Annotated in this window: 15 protein-coding genes; 10 read left to right on the top strand and 5 right to left on the bottom strand. The window is 57.9% G+C overall.

Features of this window, described 5'->3' with window-relative positions:
• The first annotated feature begins 48 nt into the window (after nucleotides 1-48).
• Nucleotides 49-438 carry a RidA family protein gene (locus tag I6L40_RS16990; RefSeq protein ID WP_071910800.1) on the top strand — a complete coding sequence of 130 codons (390 nt, stop codon included), beginning with the start codon at nucleotides 49-51 and terminating at the stop codon, nucleotides 436-438.
• 106 nt (nucleotides 439-544) lie between these two features.
• Here I6L40_RS16990 and I6L40_RS16985 read toward each other — a convergent pair whose 3' ends face one another.
• Nucleotides 545-1,756: an RsmB/NOP family class I SAM-dependent RNA methyltransferase gene (locus I6L40_RS16985; RefSeq protein ID WP_043850373.1), complete on the bottom strand. Its 1,212-nt coding sequence runs from the start codon at nucleotides 1,754-1,756 to the stop codon at nucleotides 545-547.
• Nucleotides 1,757-1,927: 171 nt separating this feature from the next.
• On the opposite strand from I6L40_RS16985, the gene I6L40_RS16980 reads away from it, so the two are divergent.
• From I6L40_RS16980 to I6L40_RS16955, 6 genes are all read left to right on the top strand, one after another.
• Nucleotides 1,928-3,904 (top strand): reprolysin-like metallopeptidase, encoded by a 1,977-nt coding sequence (locus tag I6L40_RS16980; protein ID WP_071910802.1) that lies wholly within the window; start codon nucleotides 1,928-1,930, stop codon nucleotides 3,902-3,904.
• On the top strand, nucleotides 3,883-4,212 hold the full coding sequence (locus I6L40_RS16975; protein WP_143241696.1) for a hypothetical protein: 330 nt from the start codon (nucleotides 3,883-3,885) through the stop codon (nucleotides 4,210-4,212). Before I6L40_RS16980 ends, I6L40_RS16975 begins: the two co-directional genes overlap by 22 nt.
• A gap of 144 nt (nucleotides 4,213-4,356) precedes the next feature.
• A complete protein-coding gene (gene pdxH, locus I6L40_RS16970) occupies nucleotides 4,357-4,995 on the top strand; it encodes a pyridoxamine 5'-phosphate oxidase (protein WP_216994624.1) in 639 nt (212 codons plus the stop codon).
• A 36-nt stretch (nucleotides 4,996-5,031) separates the two neighbouring features.
• Complete coding sequence (locus I6L40_RS16965; RefSeq protein ID WP_216994623.1) at nucleotides 5,032-5,646, top strand: glutathione S-transferase family protein; 615 nt, start codon at nucleotides 5,032-5,034, stop codon at nucleotides 5,644-5,646.
• Nucleotides 5,646-7,250, top strand: a complete 1,605-nt coding sequence (locus I6L40_RS16960; RefSeq protein ID WP_216994622.1) for a GNAT family N-acetyltransferase — start codon at nucleotides 5,646-5,648, stop codon at nucleotides 7,248-7,250. The genes I6L40_RS16965 and I6L40_RS16960 overlap by 1 nt, the downstream gene beginning before the upstream one ends.
• Nucleotides 7,251-7,282: 32 nt before the next feature.
• Nucleotides 7,283-7,807, top strand: a complete 525-nt coding sequence (locus I6L40_RS16955; RefSeq protein WP_042031533.1) for a GNAT family N-acetyltransferase — start codon at nucleotides 7,283-7,285, stop codon at nucleotides 7,805-7,807.
• Between the two features lie 51 nt (nucleotides 7,808-7,858).
• Here I6L40_RS16955 and I6L40_RS16950 read toward each other — a convergent pair whose 3' ends face one another.
• From I6L40_RS16950 to I6L40_RS16935, 4 genes are all read right to left on the bottom strand, one after another.
• Entirely contained in the window at nucleotides 7,859-8,278 is a 420-nt protein-coding gene (locus I6L40_RS16950; RefSeq protein ID WP_216994621.1) for a hypothetical protein, read from the bottom strand.
• A 202-nt stretch (nucleotides 8,279-8,480) separates the two neighbouring features.
• Entirely contained in the window at nucleotides 8,481-9,425 is a 945-nt protein-coding gene (locus I6L40_RS16945; RefSeq protein WP_216994620.1) for a PfkB family carbohydrate kinase, read from the bottom strand.
• A 1-nt stretch (nucleotide 9,426) separates the two neighbouring features.
• Nucleotides 9,427-10,809 carry a cytosine permease gene (locus tag I6L40_RS16940; protein ID WP_216994619.1) on the bottom strand — a complete coding sequence of 461 codons (1,383 nt, stop codon included), beginning with the start codon at nucleotides 10,807-10,809 and terminating at the stop codon, nucleotides 9,427-9,429.
• 2 nt (nucleotides 10,810-10,811) lie between these two features.
• The gene (locus I6L40_RS16935) at nucleotides 10,812-11,834 is read right to left on the bottom strand and encodes an ADP-ribosylglycohydrolase family protein (RefSeq protein WP_033114417.1); all 1,023 of its coding nucleotides are present in this window, start codon (nucleotides 11,832-11,834) and stop codon (nucleotides 10,812-10,814) included.
• Between the two features lie 152 nt (nucleotides 11,835-11,986).
• Here I6L40_RS16935 and I6L40_RS16930 point away from each other — a divergent pair, with 152 nt between their 5' ends.
• From I6L40_RS16930 to I6L40_RS16920, 3 genes are all read left to right on the top strand, one after another.
• A complete protein-coding gene (locus I6L40_RS16930) occupies nucleotides 11,987-12,745 on the top strand; it encodes a GntR family transcriptional regulator (protein ID WP_041208882.1) in 759 nt (252 codons plus the stop codon).
• Between the two features lie 414 nt (nucleotides 12,746-13,159).
• Nucleotides 13,160-14,491, top strand: coding sequence for an FAD-dependent oxidoreductase (locus tag I6L40_RS16925; RefSeq protein ID WP_083593358.1), 1,332 nt, complete (start codon nucleotides 13,160-13,162; stop codon nucleotides 14,489-14,491).
• Nucleotides 14,492-14,501: 10 nt separating this feature from the next.
• Nucleotides 14,502-16,049: an FAD-dependent oxidoreductase gene (locus I6L40_RS16920; protein WP_071910821.1), complete on the top strand. Its 1,548-nt coding sequence runs from the start codon at nucleotides 14,502-14,504 to the stop codon at nucleotides 16,047-16,049.
• The last annotated feature ends 123 nt before the right edge of the window (nucleotides 16,050-16,172 follow it).

Raw genomic sequence — 16,172 nt, 5'->3', positions numbered from 1 at the left:
GGCTTGCTCCGGGCCTACTTTTTGTTTGTCAGCGCGAGGAAGTAACAGATGCGACAGGTTATCACTACCAAAGCGGCGCCGGGCGCCATCGGCCCCTATGTGCAGGCCAGCCGGATTGGCAACATCCTCTACACCTCCGGCCAGATCCCGCTGGACCCGGTGACCGGCGATATTGCGGAGGGAATCGAAGCGCAAACCCTGCGCTCCCTGCAAAACGTCAAGGCGATTGTCGAGGCGGCAGGCGGTGAGGTGCGCAATATCTTCAAGACCACGGTGTTCGTCTCCGATCTGAACGACTTTGCTGCGGTCAACCGGGTCTACAACGACTTCTTCACCGAGCACGATGCCATGTATCCGGCGCGATCCTGCGTGGAAGTGGCCCGCCTGCCGAAGGATGTGAAGATCGAGATAGAGGCGATTGCTGCACTGGAGTCTTGACGCGGCGATCCCGGCCAATAAAAAAGAGCGGCAGCCCGAGGGCTGCCGCTCTTTTTCATCGCACCCGCCGTGCGCGATAAGGGCGCAAGGAGCAGGTCATTCTGGATCAGGCGATCCGCTCGATGCGCGCCAGATAGAAACCGTCGAAACCGGTAGCTGCCGGACTCACTGTGTGATCACCGAGCAGGCGGAAGTTTTCGTTGGCGGCGAGGAACTTGTCCACCTGCTGGCGGTTCTCCTCGGGCAGGATGGAGCAGGTAGCGTAAACCAGCATGCCGCCCACTTTCACCATCTGGCTGTAGCGCTGCAGGATCTCTTCCTGCAGAGCGACCAGCACCGGCAGACGTTCGGCGGTATCGCGCCACTTGGCATCCGGATTGCGCTTGAGCACGCCAAGGCCGGAGCAGGGGACGTCCAGCAGCAGGCGATCTGCGCTCTCTTTGAGGCGCTTGACGGTCTTGCTGCTGGTGATGACCCGGGTCTCCACGTTGTGGGCACCGGCGCGGCGGGCACGCTGCTTGAGGTTCTCCAGCTTCCACTCTTCCACATCCATCGCCAGCAGGCGGCCTTTGCCTTTCATCATGGCGGCCAGATGCAGGGTCTTGCCACCGGCACCGGCGCAGGCGTCGATCACCCGCATGCCGGGCGCGACGTCGAGTGCGGCAGCAATGTGCTGGGAGCCGGCATCCTGTTGCTCGAACCAGCCGTCGGCAAAGGCGTTGGTGCGAAACAGGGCGGCATCGGAAGTGACTTCCAGAGCGCTCTCAACCCCTGCTACCGGCACAGTGTTGACCTGCTCTTTGGCCAGAGCGGCTTGCAGCTCCTCGCGGGTGCACTTGAGGGTGTTGACCCGCAGGTAGCGCTTGGGCATGGCGGTCAGGGCTGCGCGCTCGGCCGGCCAGGCTTCGCCCAGCTGCTCGCTGCCGAGTTTTTCCAGCCAGGTCGGGCAGCCATCCATCAGCACCGGGTTCTTTTTGGCTTCGTTCAGGCGGCGACGGAACGCCTCTTCGTTGAAGCGATCCAGGGTCGGATGGTTGGGCTGGGGGATCTTGTGGAAAGCATGCCAGCTGTGCAGCAGCGGCCAGACGTTCTTCTCGGCCTGACGCACCTGAATACCGGTCAGGGCGCAGTAGAGGCTCAGGCGACGCAGCAGGTCGCCGGTGACCAGGGCAATCCTTGCCTGTTCTTGCGGTTTGAGTTCGATGCCGGAGAAGTGACGGGCATAGGCGCGATCCAGGGTGAGACCCTGGCCCAGCACGTCATCAACAATGGCAACGACCAGATCCCCGAAACGGGGCAACAGTGGGGATTTGAGCATGAGATTAACCTTGGCCAGATAAAGATGAATCACCCCGGTAGCGGGATGATTCTGAAACAGACAAACGGCGCAATGATAGGTGGAAGGGGGATGCGGTGCAAGGTGGATATTCGGCGAGCCATGTGGGGCTGGGCCATACTTGCAGCGATAACAATAGAGCATGGAGGCGCTATGAAGTATGGTCTGACCCTGTTTATCTCCTGCCTGGCAATGCCGGTGCTGGCATCACCGGAGTGGTTGTTTCAGGATGCAAAAACTGCTGCAAACGTCGCTTTTGATGTGAGGGCCGATGAGGTGAAGGTGGTAGTGCCAGAACCCCCTTTCGCTACGGGGGAGTTACCATCTTCTCTTAGTCTGCCGCTGACCGATGGTCGTATTGTCACATTTTCCCTGCATCCCAATGCCCTGCTGCCACCCACGTTGGCACTGCGTTACCCCGCCATCAAAACCTATTCGGGCAGCGCCGCAGACGATCCCCGAAGCAGCGGTCGCTTTGACCTGACGCCACAGGGGTTTCACGGAATGTTCACCTATCGGGGGAAGACCTTCTACATAGACCCGCTTTTTGATGGCACCTCGTACGCCGTTTATACCCAGCAGGAGAGTTGGCGCCGGCTGGATGATGATGAAGTGCTCTCGTCGCAGCTTGGGGCGCAGGCCGCCCGCTCGGTGCTGGTCAGCGGCAACCAGCGCAAGCGCTATACCATCGCTATCTCGGCGACCGGGGAATATACCCAGTTTCACGGTGGCACCAAAGCCGCAGCTCTGGCAGCCATTGCCACCCTGCTTAACCGAGTCAACGAGGTCTATCGCCGCGATGTAGGGGCCGAGTTTCAATTGGCTGCGGATACGGACAAGGTGATCTTTACCGATCCGGCCACCGATCCCTTCACCAACTCCACTCAGGATCTGACCATCAACGAGACCCAGCAAGCCTTGCTGTTAAGTCCTGGTTTCGATGTGGGTCACGTATTGACCACTTCGGGAGGCGGGCTGGCTACACTCGGGGCGCTCTGCAACCCCTTCAGCCGGTCTCAGGGGATGACGGGGAGCTCGCAGCCGACAGGTGATGCCTTCTATATCGACTACGTGGCTCATGAACTGGGCCATCAGATGGGGGCGGAGCACTCTTTCAACGGCACGTCGGGCAGCTGTGGTAGCGGGCGTGAGGCAAGCTCGGCCTGGGAGCCTGGCAGCGGTTCCTCTATCATGGCGTATGCCGGGATCTGTGGAGATGAAGATCTGCAGAGCAACAGCTCTCCTTTCTTTCACAGCAAGTCGATAGAGCAGATCCGCACCAAGATGGCCTCGCAGCCATCTTGTGGAACCAATCTGGTGCTCTCCAACAATGCCTCGGTCGTGGATGCTGGCGTGGATCGGGTGATCCCCGCCAACACCGCTTTCACCCTGAGCGGCAGTGCGGTGGATCTTGATGGCAATCCGCTGAGCTACAGCTGGGAGGAGCTGGATCTTGGCTCTGCCTCTACCAGTGCGGCCACCATGGTGGATGACGGTTCACGGCCGCTGTTTCGGATGTTGTCGCCAACCCAAGCCCCCAGCCGCAGCTTGCCTGCGATGAGCTCACTCATTGCGGGTGTGCTTGCCAAGGGTGAGGCCTGGCCAACCACCAGTCGTGACCTTCACTTTCGCCTTGCGGTACGTGATGGCCAAGGGGCTGTCAGCAGCGACGAGATGGTAGTACAAGTGGTCAACACCGGAGCCATTTTTGCCATCACTGCTCCCCTTGCTGGCAAGATGGTGGCTGGTGCAACCCAGACGTTGAGCTGGAATGTGGCGGGAACGAACCAGGCGCCTATCAACTGTCAGAAAGTGGATGTGGCCCTGACCCAGGATAGCGGCAGCAACTGGGCTACGCTGGTGGCCGGTGTACCCAATAGTGGCTCGGCCAGCATTACTTTGCCAACACCTTTGGCGAGCGGGGCCTTGCTGCGGCTCTCTTGCAGCGACAATATCTTTTTTGCTCTCAATACGGCGGCGCGGGCGAGCTCAGCTTCCGGTAGTTCGACAGGAAGCACTACCACTGTCAGCTCTGGTAGTTCTGGCGGCGGGGGAGGTGGCGGCAGTGTTGATCCGCTTTGGCTGGTGCTGATGGCAGGAGGTCTTTTATGGCGCAGATGTTGCGCGTAGCGGCTGGTTTGCTGCTGATCTACATATCGGGTTGTCATGCCATACCTGATGTGGCCGAACAGGCGGTCGAGCAGAGCCTCAAAGTGCAGGATTATCGGCTTATCGTACGGGCGGGGCGGGGCGGCAGTGCGCCCGGCATCGCCGAGAGTGAGCAGGCGCAGGCAAAAAGTCGTTGCGGAGTGCGTTATCTGACAGGATTCGCCGATGTGATCACTCCGGGCAAGGAGGGGGAATATGCCAGGCTGGAAGCCTATGCCACGGACTATAACCGGCGCATGTTGCCGTACTGTCAAAAGTCACAAAAGTAGGGTTAGCCCATCATAGAGTGGACGGGGGAGGCGGGAGCCTCCCCCGTTCGTTATGGCTTGTCACCGGCAAAAGGGCAGCGCACAATGCCTGCAATCATTCTCTTGATGGTCGTGGAACCATTATTTATTTGAAGGAAAATCAAGATGATGGATGTTGCTGATCTGCGCCGGGAGTATACCCGTGGCGGGCTGCATCGGGCCGATCTGCCCGCCGAGCCTCTCGAGCTGTTCGAGAAGTGGTTGGCCCAGGCCTGCGAAGCCAAGCTGACCGACCCCACCGCCATGGTGGTTGCCACCGTGGATGCCGATGGCCAGCCGTGGCAGCGTACCGTGCTGCTCAAGCACTACGACCCCCAGGGGATGGTCTTCTACACCAACATGGGTAGTCGCAAGGCGCATCAGCTGGAGGGGAATCCCCGCATCAGCCTGCTCTTCCCCTGGCACACCCTCGACCGTCAGGTGCATGTGACCGGTCGGGTGGAGAAGATGAGCACCTTCGAGGTGATGAAGTACTTCCACAGTCGTCCCAAGGATAGCCAGATCGCCGCCTGGGTCTCCAAACAGTCGACCCGCATCTCGGCGCGCGGCGTACTGGAGGCCAAGTTTCTCGAGCTCAAACAGAAGTTTGCCAACGGCGAAGTGCCGCTGCCGAGCTTCTGGGGCGGCTTTCGGGTGGTGATCGAGACGGTCGAATTCTGGCAGGGGGGTGAACACCGTCTGCACGACCGTTTCTACTACACCCGTGAAGGGGATGGCTGGCATATCGAGCGTCTGGCTCCTTGACCGGTTTCTCAAATCTGTTTTTCACAAGGAGTGTGCATGCGTCTGCATGGTGATCTGCGCTCCGGCAACTGCTACAAGGCGTGGTTGCTGGCGCGCTGGCTGGAACTGCCTCTCGAGTGGGTGGCGGTCGATATCGCGGCGGGGGAGACTCAAACCCCCGATTTTCTGGCGATGAACCCCAACGGCAAGATCCCGGTACTGGAACTTGCTCCCGGCGATCTGCTGGCTGAATCCAATGCCATTCTCTTCTATCTGGCGCAGGGCTCGTCTTTGTGGCCGACCGATCCGCGTCTGCAGGCCGACGTGCTCAAATGGATGTTCTTCGAGCAGTACAGCCATGAGCCCTATATTGCGGTGGCCCGTTTTATCGTCCGCTATCTGGGGCGGCCCGAGTCGCAGGAGGCGCGGCTCGACGGGCTGAAGGCCGGTGGCGAGAAGGCGCTGGCGGTGATGGAACAACAACTGAAAAAGAGCCCCTATCTGTGCGGCGAGGCGCCGACCATCGCCGATATCGCCCTCTACGCTTACACCCATGTGGCGGAGGAGGGGATCTTCTCCCTGCAGGGGTGGCCCGCCATTCGTGACTGGATTACCCGCATCGAGGCGCATCCACATCACATGAGCCTGCCAGCGGCCTATCAGGCGGGCTGATGGAGTTGTTGATCGAGGGGAGCCTGTGGCAACCCCACTGGAACGAGGTGGTGGGCCACTGGCAGCAGCAGGGCCATCGCTGGCAGCTGCTCTTGGGTAAGGAGGCTGCCGCCACCCTTGATCACCACTGTGCCCCCTGGGCAGGTCTGACCCCTGATGGCGTGATCTGTCCCGGCGCCCTGCTGGCCGCCTGGCTTGATGGGGATTTGTTGCCGCAACACCACGCCGATCCTACCCAGCAGATCCTTCTCAGTGGTTCAGCTTCCTTGCTGACGCTGGCCCGGGAGCAGGGACTGCTCACGCTGGGGACGGTTGGCGCCGATCTGACGCTGGATGCACACGCGGATCTGGGCGCTCTGCTCAATCGTCTGCTTGCGCGTCGCCTGCAGATCCCCTCCTTGCTGGAACCCGATGGTGATGCTCCGTTGCAGCTGCGAGCACTGCACGCCGGAGATGAACAAGAGATCGTGCGCTATTGCAGCGATGAGGCGATCGCCCGCTATACCCTCAATATTCCCCACCCCTATCCAGCGGAGGGGGCCCGCGACTGGCTGGCCCTTTGCTGGCGCAGAGCGGCGCTTGGCCTTGGCTGGAGCTGGGCCATCACCTTGCCGCAAGGGGAGGCAGAAGCGCCCCTTGTCGGCGTCATCTCGCTGCACTGGAATGGTGAGCTGGCCTGGTGGGTCGGTGTCCCCTGGCAGGGGGGCGGCATTGCCACCCGGGCGGCCAGAATGGTCAAGGCATTCGCCTTTGACCAGCTGCATCTGCCCGCCATCACGGCTCGCCATATGCCGCAGAATCTGGCCTCCGGCCGGGTGATGGCCAAGCTTGGCATGGTGGAGCAGGGGCTGCGTCTGATTGACGGCCATCAGCCATGCGAGGTGCGCTACTGGCGGCTGGATCGCCGTCCAGCCATTACTGGAGCGTTGCAGCAGGCGCTGGCCAGATGGCAGCCGGATGAGCGGATCGCCGTGGTGATCCTCTGCGATCCTGCTGTGTGCGAAGCGAAGCTGCCAGTTATCTCCCTCTTTCTTGCCGATATGGATGCTGACGAGGCTCGGCTATTTGCTGATCCGCAGTTGGAGGCCGAGGGATATCAGCTGCATAGCTATCCCCTCTCCCGACTGGAGGTTGCTGAGCCCGAGCTGTTCCACCATGCAGGTGGCCTGTTGCTAAAGGATGAGGATGATATGGGGCTGGAGTGGCTGCTGCAATTCGCTACTCTGCTGCGTCAGGGGCCCACTTCGCTGACGCTGACAGAGCGGCGCGAGCGGCTTGGGTGGATCAGTCGGTTACTTGCCGATGGGGATGGATTGACGGCTGAGAGCGCGCTCCACCTGCGCCATCGCCTGATGAGGCTGCTGGTGGAGTTGCCGGAGCTGATGGATGAGCTGGATGGTCGCTGGCATCTGGGGCCGGAGCAGACGTTTGCGCGGCTGGCGCGGGAGTCCCCCTCCTTGCTGAATGCCTATCAGAGGGTGCTGGCCCAGCCCGCACCGGACAACTGGCGAGCCTTGCGAGAGCAGTTTGCCGATCGTTTTCCTGAGTGCACCCTCCCATTTCTGGACAAAGGTGCTCAGGAGCGGAGGCAGTTTGTGGAATAATGGCCGCTCTGCTGTACGAGGAGTAATACCTGATGTTGAGAACCGAGCGCCCCGGTGACATGCTGCCGGTCTATGAGCTGGTCACTGCCGCTTTTGGCCGCACCGATGAGGCCGAGCTGGTTAACCGTCTGCGCGAGTGTGGTGCCGCCGTGGTGACCATGGTCGAAGAGGAAGAGTACGAGTTTATGGGCCACCTGATGCTAAGCCCGATCACCATTAACGGTGTCGAGGGGCCCTGGCTTGGGCTGGCACCGGTTGCGGTGCATCCTGATTGGCAGGGGCAGGGGATTGGCTCCGATCTCATCCGTGAAGGGCTGGATACGGCGCTCGAGATGGACTGGAAAGGGGTGGTGGTGCTCGGCGATCCGGCCTACTACAGCCGCTTCGGTTTCCGTCCCGCCAGCGAATTTGGCCTGCGCTGCATCTACGAGGTGCCGGCAGAGTGCTTTATGGCGATGGAGCTGCAGCCGGGTGGTCTTGCCAATGTAGCGGGCGAGGTGCTCTACCATCCTCTCTTTGACGAGCTGCCCGACGAAGTGGCGGAAGGATCTCACTGATAGCAAAAAGCCCTCATGAAGAGGGCTTTTTCATTAGCGGATGTTGGTCTGTCAGGCAGTGATATCGAGCAGGGAGCCCTTGGGCTTCTCCTCACCGACCATGCTGCCCATCTGCTGACCGAGCGGGCTCTGCTGGAATTGCAGGTAGTCGCTCAGGTTCTGCTGGCGCTGGTAGCGGTTGGCCGCCTGATAGACATCACTGGCGCTCGGGCCGCTATTTTCGTTGCTCTCTGTATCGCTGGCATCCATGTAGCGTTCGACTACAGCCTTGTTCTGCTGCGCAGCCGAGTAGGAAACCGCCATGGTGCGGCGGGCGGTTGCCTGATCCTCACGCTGCGTTTCAACCTCGTCTTTTTTGTCCAGCACCTTGTTTTGAGCCTGATTGATCTGCTCCGGTGTGACCTCGGGATAAGAGGGATATTTGCCGTAATCGGGGCGCATGATGGGCATGGAGGCTGAGTTGATTTGCATGATCGCTTCTCTGACTGATCGGGAACCTGCTCATAATACTAGCTCTCCACTGGTCAATAAAACACCAAGTGAAGTGCCATCAAGATCCGGTTCAGCTTCGCAAATCGTCTGTGACAGAGGGGGGAGGTGAACAGTGTGGGGGAAGTGGTTGCTGCCATTGAAAAAATGCCCGCTCCAGCGGTGCCGGAGCGGGCCAAAGCGATCACGCAGCGGTGATCACAGGCAAGTCGTAATTGACCAGTTCAGCGCGGGTTGGTGCACCATCGGCGCCGGGACGGCTGACCACGATGGCGGCCACCAGATTGCCGAGGCGAACCGCCTCTGCCAACGGCAGGCCGCTGGCGAGCCCCATCAGGGTGCCGCCGCCGTGGGCATCGCCCGCCCCGACGGTATCGCAGAGGGTCACCGCAACGGGATATACCCGCTGGCATTGACCATCCGGGGTGCCGACCAGTGCTCCCTCTTTATCTTCCCGCACGATAAGAGCAGCCCTGTGTTGCCGGCAGAAGCTGGCCACGGTTGCTGCGCTGGCGGGGGCCCCCAGCAGCACGGCTGCCTCTTCACGATTGAGAGAGAAGAGTGCGCCACGGGCCAGCAGAGCGGCAATCTCGTCAGCGCTCAGATCACCGATGCGGGGACCCGGATCGATGAACGGCGTGATGCGCTCGGGTAGCTGGAGCAACCACTCCAGCAGCGGCGCCCCCTGGGTGCCGGTCAGCTCGTAGCCGGAGGCATAGACCCACCCTGTGCCAGCGGGTAGCAGACGGCTCAGCGCCGCGGTATCCCAGTACTGCTCGCACCCTTCCACCGTAATGAAGGTGCGCTCGCCATCGGGCTCGACCAGTGCCAGACACCAGCCATTGTCGTGAGCCGGATCGCGCAACTGGACTGGCAGCGACTCCGCCGCCATCGCTGCTTCCACCGCCGTTCCCCAGCTGCCCTGACCGACGGTAATGCCGTTGATCACCGGGGCGCCGAGCCGGGCGAGGGCGCGGGCCACGTTGAAGGCGCAGCCACCAATCTGGCGGCCGCTCTCGCGGGCGACTTCATCGCCGCCCGAGACGGGGAGGCGGTTCATCTCCAGCATCACGTCGCCAAAGGCGGCGCCAATCACCATGACCGGCATGGTCGGGACGGGCGGAGTCATCTCAGACGCTCCTCATGCGGGGCAGCAGCAGGGCATAGAGCACCAGACTGACGGCAAACGAGACAAACAGACCGAGGCTGGAGTCGGCAAAGACGCCGATGGCCAGCGGGCCGTCGATAAAGCCGGTCTTGGTGACCATCAGGCCGCTGATGGAGCCGGCGAGCCAGCAGAGCAGCGGCCCCTTGCGCACCCCGGTATCACCGTAGAGGGCCAGATAGTCGTAACCCTGATGACGGCGCAGCGCCAGATAATCGAGGATGAAGATGGCAGCCCAGGAGGCCAGGAAGAGGCCGCAGAAGATCAGGAAGGCGATAAAGGGGCCAAGGAAGTCGCCGGAGACAAACAGCACGTAGAGCGCAACACCGACGACCAGCACGGCATCCAGCATGACGGCATGGGACTGGCGCAGCTTGACCCCCATGCTCAGCAGGTTGAGGCTGGCGGAGTAGAGACTCAGTACCGCGATGGTGACGATGCCGGCAACCGCAGCGGCCAGATAGGGGATCACCATCCAGGCAGGCAGCAGCTTGCCGATTGCCGCGATGGGGTTCTCGGTAGAGGCGAGATCGGGGATCTGGGCGGTGAGCAGAATACCGGCGAACATCAGCAGGATGAGGGGCAGGGAGGCGCCCACCACCACAGATGAGAAGACGGCGCCGGGGCGCGATTTTTCGCTCTGGTCGCGGCTGTAGTCGGCACCGGCGATGGCCCAGCTGATGCCGGTACCGGCGGCGATGACCGACACCGCAGGCAGGAAGCCGGTCAGCCAGTCACCGGAGGGGAGCGCCATGATCACCTGCCAGTTGGCGTTGGCCATCAGATAGAGCACCACTATCAGGGTCATCACCCCGAAGGTGCGAGTGATCCACTTCTGCATCATCAGCACGGTATTCTGCCCCAGCAGCGAGACCACCACGGTCAGGCCGCCAAAGAGCAGCAGGGAGAGGGCGGTGATCCAGTGGGACTCCGCCAGCCCCATGGCGGCAAACAGTGCCGCCAGCGTCAGGGTACCGGTGACCAGATTGACCGCTTCCCAGCCCATCAGGTTGATCCAGCAGAAGGCGGTGGGGGCGATATTGCCCCGCTTGCCAAAGCAGATGCGGGAGAGGGTGAGGGTGGTGGTGCGGCCGCGCTTGCCCGCCATGCTGGTGATCCCTACCAGCGCGAAGGAGGCGACCCCGGCAACTGCCGCCAGCAGCGATTGCCAGAAGGAGAGGCCAAAGGAGACCACCACGGCGCCGTAGACGACCCCCAGAATGCCGATATTGGCGGCACACCAGACGAAGAAGAGCTCCGCCGGTTGCTTGGTTCGCTCGTGGGGAGGGATAAGATCGATGCCGCTGGAAGCCTGTTCCGGCTGCATCTCGGTTGCTTGCTGGCTCATAGTCATACGTCCTGTTGCCGATAGTGAGCAAGGGCTTCGGCATAGGGGCCGAAGTCAATCCGGTTTGCTTGATCAATCAGTTGGCGCGCTGCCAGCGGCAGGGCCGAGATGCCGCTGAGGGCACCGCAGATGGCGGTGGCCATGGCACCTATGGTGTCGGTATCGCCGCCGAGGTTGGCGCACAGCTGAGCGCAGAGCATGGGATCCCCTTCGGAGAGCTCCACTATGCCCAGCGCGGCGGGGATAGATTCAATCACATCCATGCCGGAACCGATCAGGTCATAGATATCGTCCAGACCCGATTCGATGGTCGGTGCCTTGTCGACAGCGGTGAAGGCGAGTTCGATGCGGCGGCCAAGGGAGGCGCTGAAGGTGGAGGCGAAACGGCTCTGCACCTCTTGCGCGAGGGGGGGCAGTTCGGTACGAATGGTTGCCCACTTGGCCCCTTCGATGGCGCGGCTGATGGCCCAGGCAATCACCACTGAACCAGCGATGGCGATATCCGACTTGTGGGTCGGCACGCAGGCAAGGCGCACGGCCTCGATAAAGGCCTCCTTGTCGCTGGTCGGCATCAGGCAGCCGATGGGGGCGATACGCATCGGGGCGCCGTTGGTCACCCCGTTGGCCTGGATCTCCTCAAGGGGGATCCCCTGCTGCAGGGCGATCAGGGCTCCCTTGGAGGTAGGGCCCAGAATATTTTTGCTAAAGGCGTCGATCCCCTCGGCCCACTTCATGATGTGGCGGGCGATGGTCAGTGGTTTGATCTCCCCCTGCTCCTCGATGATGGCATCCATCAGGGCAACCATCTGGCTGGTATCATCGGTAAACTGGCCGCGTACGAATTCGTTGGCAGCGATGTTCTCCTCGGGGCCGTCGAGGAAGTCATGGATCCAGCCGAAGAAGGCACGCACCTTCTCGCGGGACCAGAGCTCCGATGGCATGCCAAAGGCATCGCCCACCGCTTGTCCATAGAGACAACCCAGAATACGCTGCTGTTGAAGTGAGGTAGAGCTTGATGGGGTCATGACGATATCGATCACCTTTTTGTGTAGTCCAGTTGCAGTCCAGTTGGTATTATACACATCCAGTGTCAGTCCAGTGTGAACCATAACGCATTTTAAAGTAAAGTGGACTGGACCCATTTGTTTATGTTTTTGCATCTTTAGACGAGAGCGCCATGCAGAGAGAGAGTGCTGAACACCTGTTTGACGAGTTGAAACAACGGCTGGCCTGTGCAGGGGATGAGCCGCTCTATCTCATTCTGGCGCAGGGGCTGCAGCAGGCTATCGAGCGCAAACTGCTGCCCCACGGCTGCGTGCTCCCCTCCGAGCGTCAGCTCTCCGACAGCCTCGCCCTCTCTCGGGCCACCGTGGTCAAGGGGATCTCCCTGCTGGCGGAGCAGGGGCTGGTGATCAAGCAGCAGGGCAAGGGCACCGTCGTGCACGCTCCGTTTACCTACAACCTGGCCGGTGGCAGTTTTACCGCCCAGCTGAGCCAGCTCGGTGCTCTGAGCGATCGCTGGCTGGCGCGCGAGCTGGTGGCCGCCAGCGCAGAGCAGGCCGCCCTGATGGGGGTGGCTGAGGGCACCGAGATCGCCAAGATCCGCCGGGTACGCTGCGTCAACGATGACCCCACTTCCATCGAGACCACCTATATCCCTCGCCAGTTCCTGCCCCGTCCCGACCTGCTGGAGGGCTCGCTCTACGCCCACTGGCGGGAGGAGGGGATTGAGCCCGTTGCCCAGCAGTACCAGATCCGCCAGCAGGTGCCGAGCCAGACCGAGAGCGCCATGCTGGGATTGCCGGTCGGCATGCCGGTGCTGGCAGTGATGCAGCGCAGTTACACGGCGCAGGGGGAGCTGCTCGAGGTGAGCCAGAGCCTCTGTCGCGGCGATAGCTACAGCTTTACCTTCAACAGCGGCGCCATTCCCGGCTGAACCGTTGGGCACATAGCAATAAAAAAGGCGCCATAAGGCGCCTTTTGTCGTACAGGTTTTCACATAGGGCAGTAGTGATGGTGAAACGAGCCATCTGTCATGTTCAATCATGCATTACTATTGATTTTAAATAGTATTTTTCCTCTACCCCTGTCTGTATCCCCATCATATTCACTGCATGGATGCGGCTGTTTGCTGAATGGCTCATCCCCATTCTTCTCACTGCATGATTCAAGAAACAGCGTTTGATAGCGATGTTGCTATTGACTTGTAGCAAGCCCTTACAGTAGTTTTGAGCAGTCGCTCAAATAGAGTGAATATAGTCTGAAATGTTTCACAGGTTGCAGTGACAATATTGCCTCTAACCAATCGGTTTACTGGCAACTTGGTCATAGTAGAGGAGACGCTAATACCATGGGCGAGTTGAATTCTGCGGTTACCGATAGATGGCAAATCATAGTGATTGGCGCCGGTGTGGCAGGTCTTGTCGCGGCTAAAAAATTGCGTGATGCCGGATACCACGTATTGGTACTTGAAGCCCGGGATCGTATTGGGGGGCGTTTGCATACCTCTTCGCAGTGGGCGGGGCCTGCTATCGATCTTGGGGCAACATGGATTCACGGTGCCGGGCCACAAAATCCTGTTTCAAGATTGGCTGATGAGCTGGGTATCAAGCACTTTTCCACCGATTCGGAGAGCGCAGATATTTTTTATGGTGGTTCTCATAAACTGAGTTCATCCCAGTACGCACGCCTTACTTTGATTGAAGATGAAATATCTGCTGCAATAATGATTTTGCAGGATGCGGAACGTGATGTCTCATTGCGGGATGGCATTTACTCTCGCCTTTCCTACTCCTCACGCACTGAAGAAGAACAACGAATTATCGATTTTGTTTTAAGTAGCAGCATAGAGCATGAGTATGGCGGTTCCATAGAACAGCTCTCTTCATATTGGTTTGATAGTGATGAAGATTTTTCTGGTGATGAATGGGTTTTGTATAACGGCTATCAGTCCGTTGTCGAGTACCTTGCTCAGGATTTAGATATCCGGCTTGAACAGGAAATTATAAAAGTTGAATATGAGAGTAATGCAGAGGTTATCGTTAAAACAAAAAGCCGGACATATCAAGCTGCGCAAGTAATAGTCACTTTACCACTGGGCGTTTTGAAATCAGGTCGTGTGGAATTTCAACCACCATTGCCAGGCAGGAAAGCACAAGCAATTAAAAAACTTGGTGTTGGTACGCTGAATAAATGTTGCCTCCATTTCCCCTACGCATTTTGGGATACTCGCTACGACTGGATTAACAATATCCCCGATACTGGCAATAAAGGACAATGGGTTGAATGGGCCAGCTTGGCCAAACATACCAATCAGCCAGTTTTGATTGGCTTTAATGCTGCCGAGTTTGCGCTTCATGTTGAACAGCTGGACGATCAGGATACAGTGTCCAGTGCGATGGCAGCATTGAGAGCCATATATGGTGCAAATATTCCAGACCCGGTGAGCTACTTGATTACACGCTGGAGTGCGGATCCTTATGCTATGGGAGCTTATTCATACAACGGATTGGGCGCAACTCCCAAGGCTAGGGACGATTTGGCGAAGAGTATTGCACATCGTCTCTTTTTTGCTGGTGAGGCGACCGAGAGACACTTCTTTCAGACGGTACATGGTGCCTATTTATCTGGTGTAAGGGCAGCTGATGAGGTTATCTCCTCCGGTCTAAATCGCATCCCTTAATGAACGTAAAATGGGTGATGGAAAAGATAGAGGTGACACTATGCAGAATAATATAAGAAATGGTTTAAATAAGAAGGTTGCCTTCATAGGTATATGTTGTTTGCTGCCGGTAACTATTCTTTGTGCTCGTGAGTCTGGCGTGCAGCCAGCTCAAGTTGAGTTTCATGATATAGTGATCGTCGGTGGCGGTATATCAGGTCTTACCGCAGGATATTTTCTGAAAGATAAAGATCTTGTCTTGTTGGAAAAAAATGACACTGTTGGTGGGCGTACCTCTTCAGGACACCATAAACAGTTTACCTATGCCAAAGGTACAGAATATCTGGGGGAGCCCGATGATGTGCTGGCAGGTATGGTGAGCAAGCTCGGTCTTGAAATGAAAGAAATCCCCTCACCAATGGATGCTATTTATGATGGGGAATCTATCAGTTATGGTAGTGATGGTATTGCCAGACATTTGATAAAGCATAGTGATCTGGAAACATATAATAATTTCATCAAGCTAATTTCATCAGAATATAAGCATTACGATGAAATACCTGATACGGAATATAATGATCGTACGAAAAAAATGGATTATATGGATGCCAAAAGCTGGTTAACAGCGAATGGAATTCCTGAGGTTTATATAGATAAATACAATGTGACCAGCCGTGGGCTTTTTGGGGCTGGTCTGCAGGAGATATCTGCACTGAGTCTGATCCCCGAGGTCGCATTTGATTATGACGATGACGAACATGGTTATGTGCTGGATGATGAACCTGGCAGTGCTGCGGAGCAGTATGCAGAGGCGAAAAAAGAGAGTTCCAACTCTTACACCTTTACCAAGGGTATCTCCGAGCTGACTGACAAGTTGGGGCATGCGTTGAATGGCAAGCTCAGAGCCGGGAGTACAGTCACCGGTATTACCAGACAAGGTGAAAATTATGCAGTGGTATACACCCAAAAAGGGGGCAAGCAAGCCACTATTCTGGCCAGGAGAGTTGTCATTGCGACCCCGGCTCCGGTGACTCTGAAGATCGCTGATGCTGTTTTGTCGTCAGAGCGTAAAGAGATCATGAAGGGGATAACTTACGCTCCTTATGTTACGGTCGCACTATTCTCTGATACGCCGATATTTGACAAGGCGTTTGATTTGGCCGTGCCAGACAGTTACTTCTTCACTGATGTTTATGATGCTACCTGGGTTGAACGGTTTTACGATCAGCAGAAAAAAGATCGAGCCAATATCATTTCTGTCTACATCGCTCCCAAGACCAGTCATGATCAGTCAATTTTGACCATGAGCGATCATGAGTTGCTGAAGAATGTCTATCGTGATTTGGATAAAATATTTTCCGCAGCAAGTAAAAAAATTACAGGTTACGATATTGAGCGATTCCCATATGGCTATCCAGTGATGTCATTGGGGGCATATGACAGATTGCTCAAACTGAATAACAGTAATGATGACTCGATAGTGTTGGCGGGCGACTATATGATCTACCCGACTTTTGAGGCAGCAGTGCAATCTGGTTACTATGCGGCAGAAAAAATCCTTGAGGCAGATCACGACTGACACAATAATTTAACTGCAGACGGAGATATAAATCTGGAGATGGAGTAATACCTTGCATGGTATTGCTCCTTCTTGCCATGTAACCAACCGGGATCTATATTTCATAAGCGCTGATGATAGTAT

The sequence above is a fragment of the Aeromonas sp. FDAARGOS 1410 genome, assembly GCF_019048745.1.
Lineage (GTDB): Bacteria > Pseudomonadota > Gammaproteobacteria > Enterobacterales > Aeromonadaceae > Aeromonas > Aeromonas jandaei.
The sequence above is the reverse complement of the archived record's forward strand: the minus strand, read 5'-3'. Positions and strand labels throughout refer to the sequence as shown.

Excerpts from the sequence above, each read along its gene's own strand:
- I6L40_RS16990 (WP_071910800.1), top strand. The coding sequence starts at position 49 with ATGCGACAGGTTATCACTACCAAAGCGGCGCCGGGCGCCATCGGCCCC.
- I6L40_RS16985 (WP_043850373.1), bottom strand. The coding sequence starts at position 1,756 with ATGCTCAAATCCCCACTGTTGCCCCGTTTCGGGGATCTGGTCGTTGCC.
- I6L40_RS16980 (WP_071910802.1), top strand. The coding sequence starts at position 1,928 with ATGAAGTATGGTCTGACCCTGTTTATCTCCTGCCTGGCAATGCCGGTG.
- I6L40_RS16975 (WP_143241696.1), top strand. The coding sequence starts at position 3,883 with ATGGCGCAGATGTTGCGCGTAGCGGCTGGTTTGCTGCTGATCTACATA.
- pdxH (WP_216994624.1), top strand. The coding sequence starts at position 4,357 with ATGATGGATGTTGCTGATCTGCGCCGGGAGTATACCCGTGGCGGGCTG.
- I6L40_RS16965 (WP_216994623.1), top strand. The coding sequence starts at position 5,032 with ATGCGTCTGCATGGTGATCTGCGCTCCGGCAACTGCTACAAGGCGTGG.
- I6L40_RS16960 (WP_216994622.1), top strand. The coding sequence starts at position 5,646 with ATGGAGTTGTTGATCGAGGGGAGCCTGTGGCAACCCCACTGGAACGAG.
- I6L40_RS16955 (WP_042031533.1), top strand. The coding sequence starts at position 7,283 with ATGTTGAGAACCGAGCGCCCCGGTGACATGCTGCCGGTCTATGAGCTG.
- I6L40_RS16950 (WP_216994621.1), bottom strand. The coding sequence starts at position 8,278 with ATGCAAATCAACTCAGCCTCCATGCCCATCATGCGCCCCGATTACGGC.
- I6L40_RS16945 (WP_216994620.1), bottom strand. The coding sequence starts at position 9,425 with ATGACTCCGCCCGTCCCGACCATGCCGGTCATGGTGATTGGCGCCGCC.
- I6L40_RS16940 (WP_216994619.1), bottom strand. The coding sequence starts at position 10,809 with ATGAGCCAGCAAGCAACCGAGATGCAGCCGGAACAGGCTTCCAGCGGC.
- I6L40_RS16935 (WP_033114417.1), bottom strand. The coding sequence starts at position 11,834 with ATGACCCCATCAAGCTCTACCTCACTTCAACAGCAGCGTATTCTGGGT.
- I6L40_RS16930 (WP_041208882.1), top strand. The coding sequence starts at position 11,987 with ATGCAGAGAGAGAGTGCTGAACACCTGTTTGACGAGTTGAAACAACGG.
- I6L40_RS16925 (WP_083593358.1), top strand. The coding sequence starts at position 13,160 with ATGGGCGAGTTGAATTCTGCGGTTACCGATAGATGGCAAATCATAGTG.
- I6L40_RS16920 (WP_071910821.1), top strand. The coding sequence starts at position 14,502 with ATGGGTGATGGAAAAGATAGAGGTGACACTATGCAGAATAATATAAGA.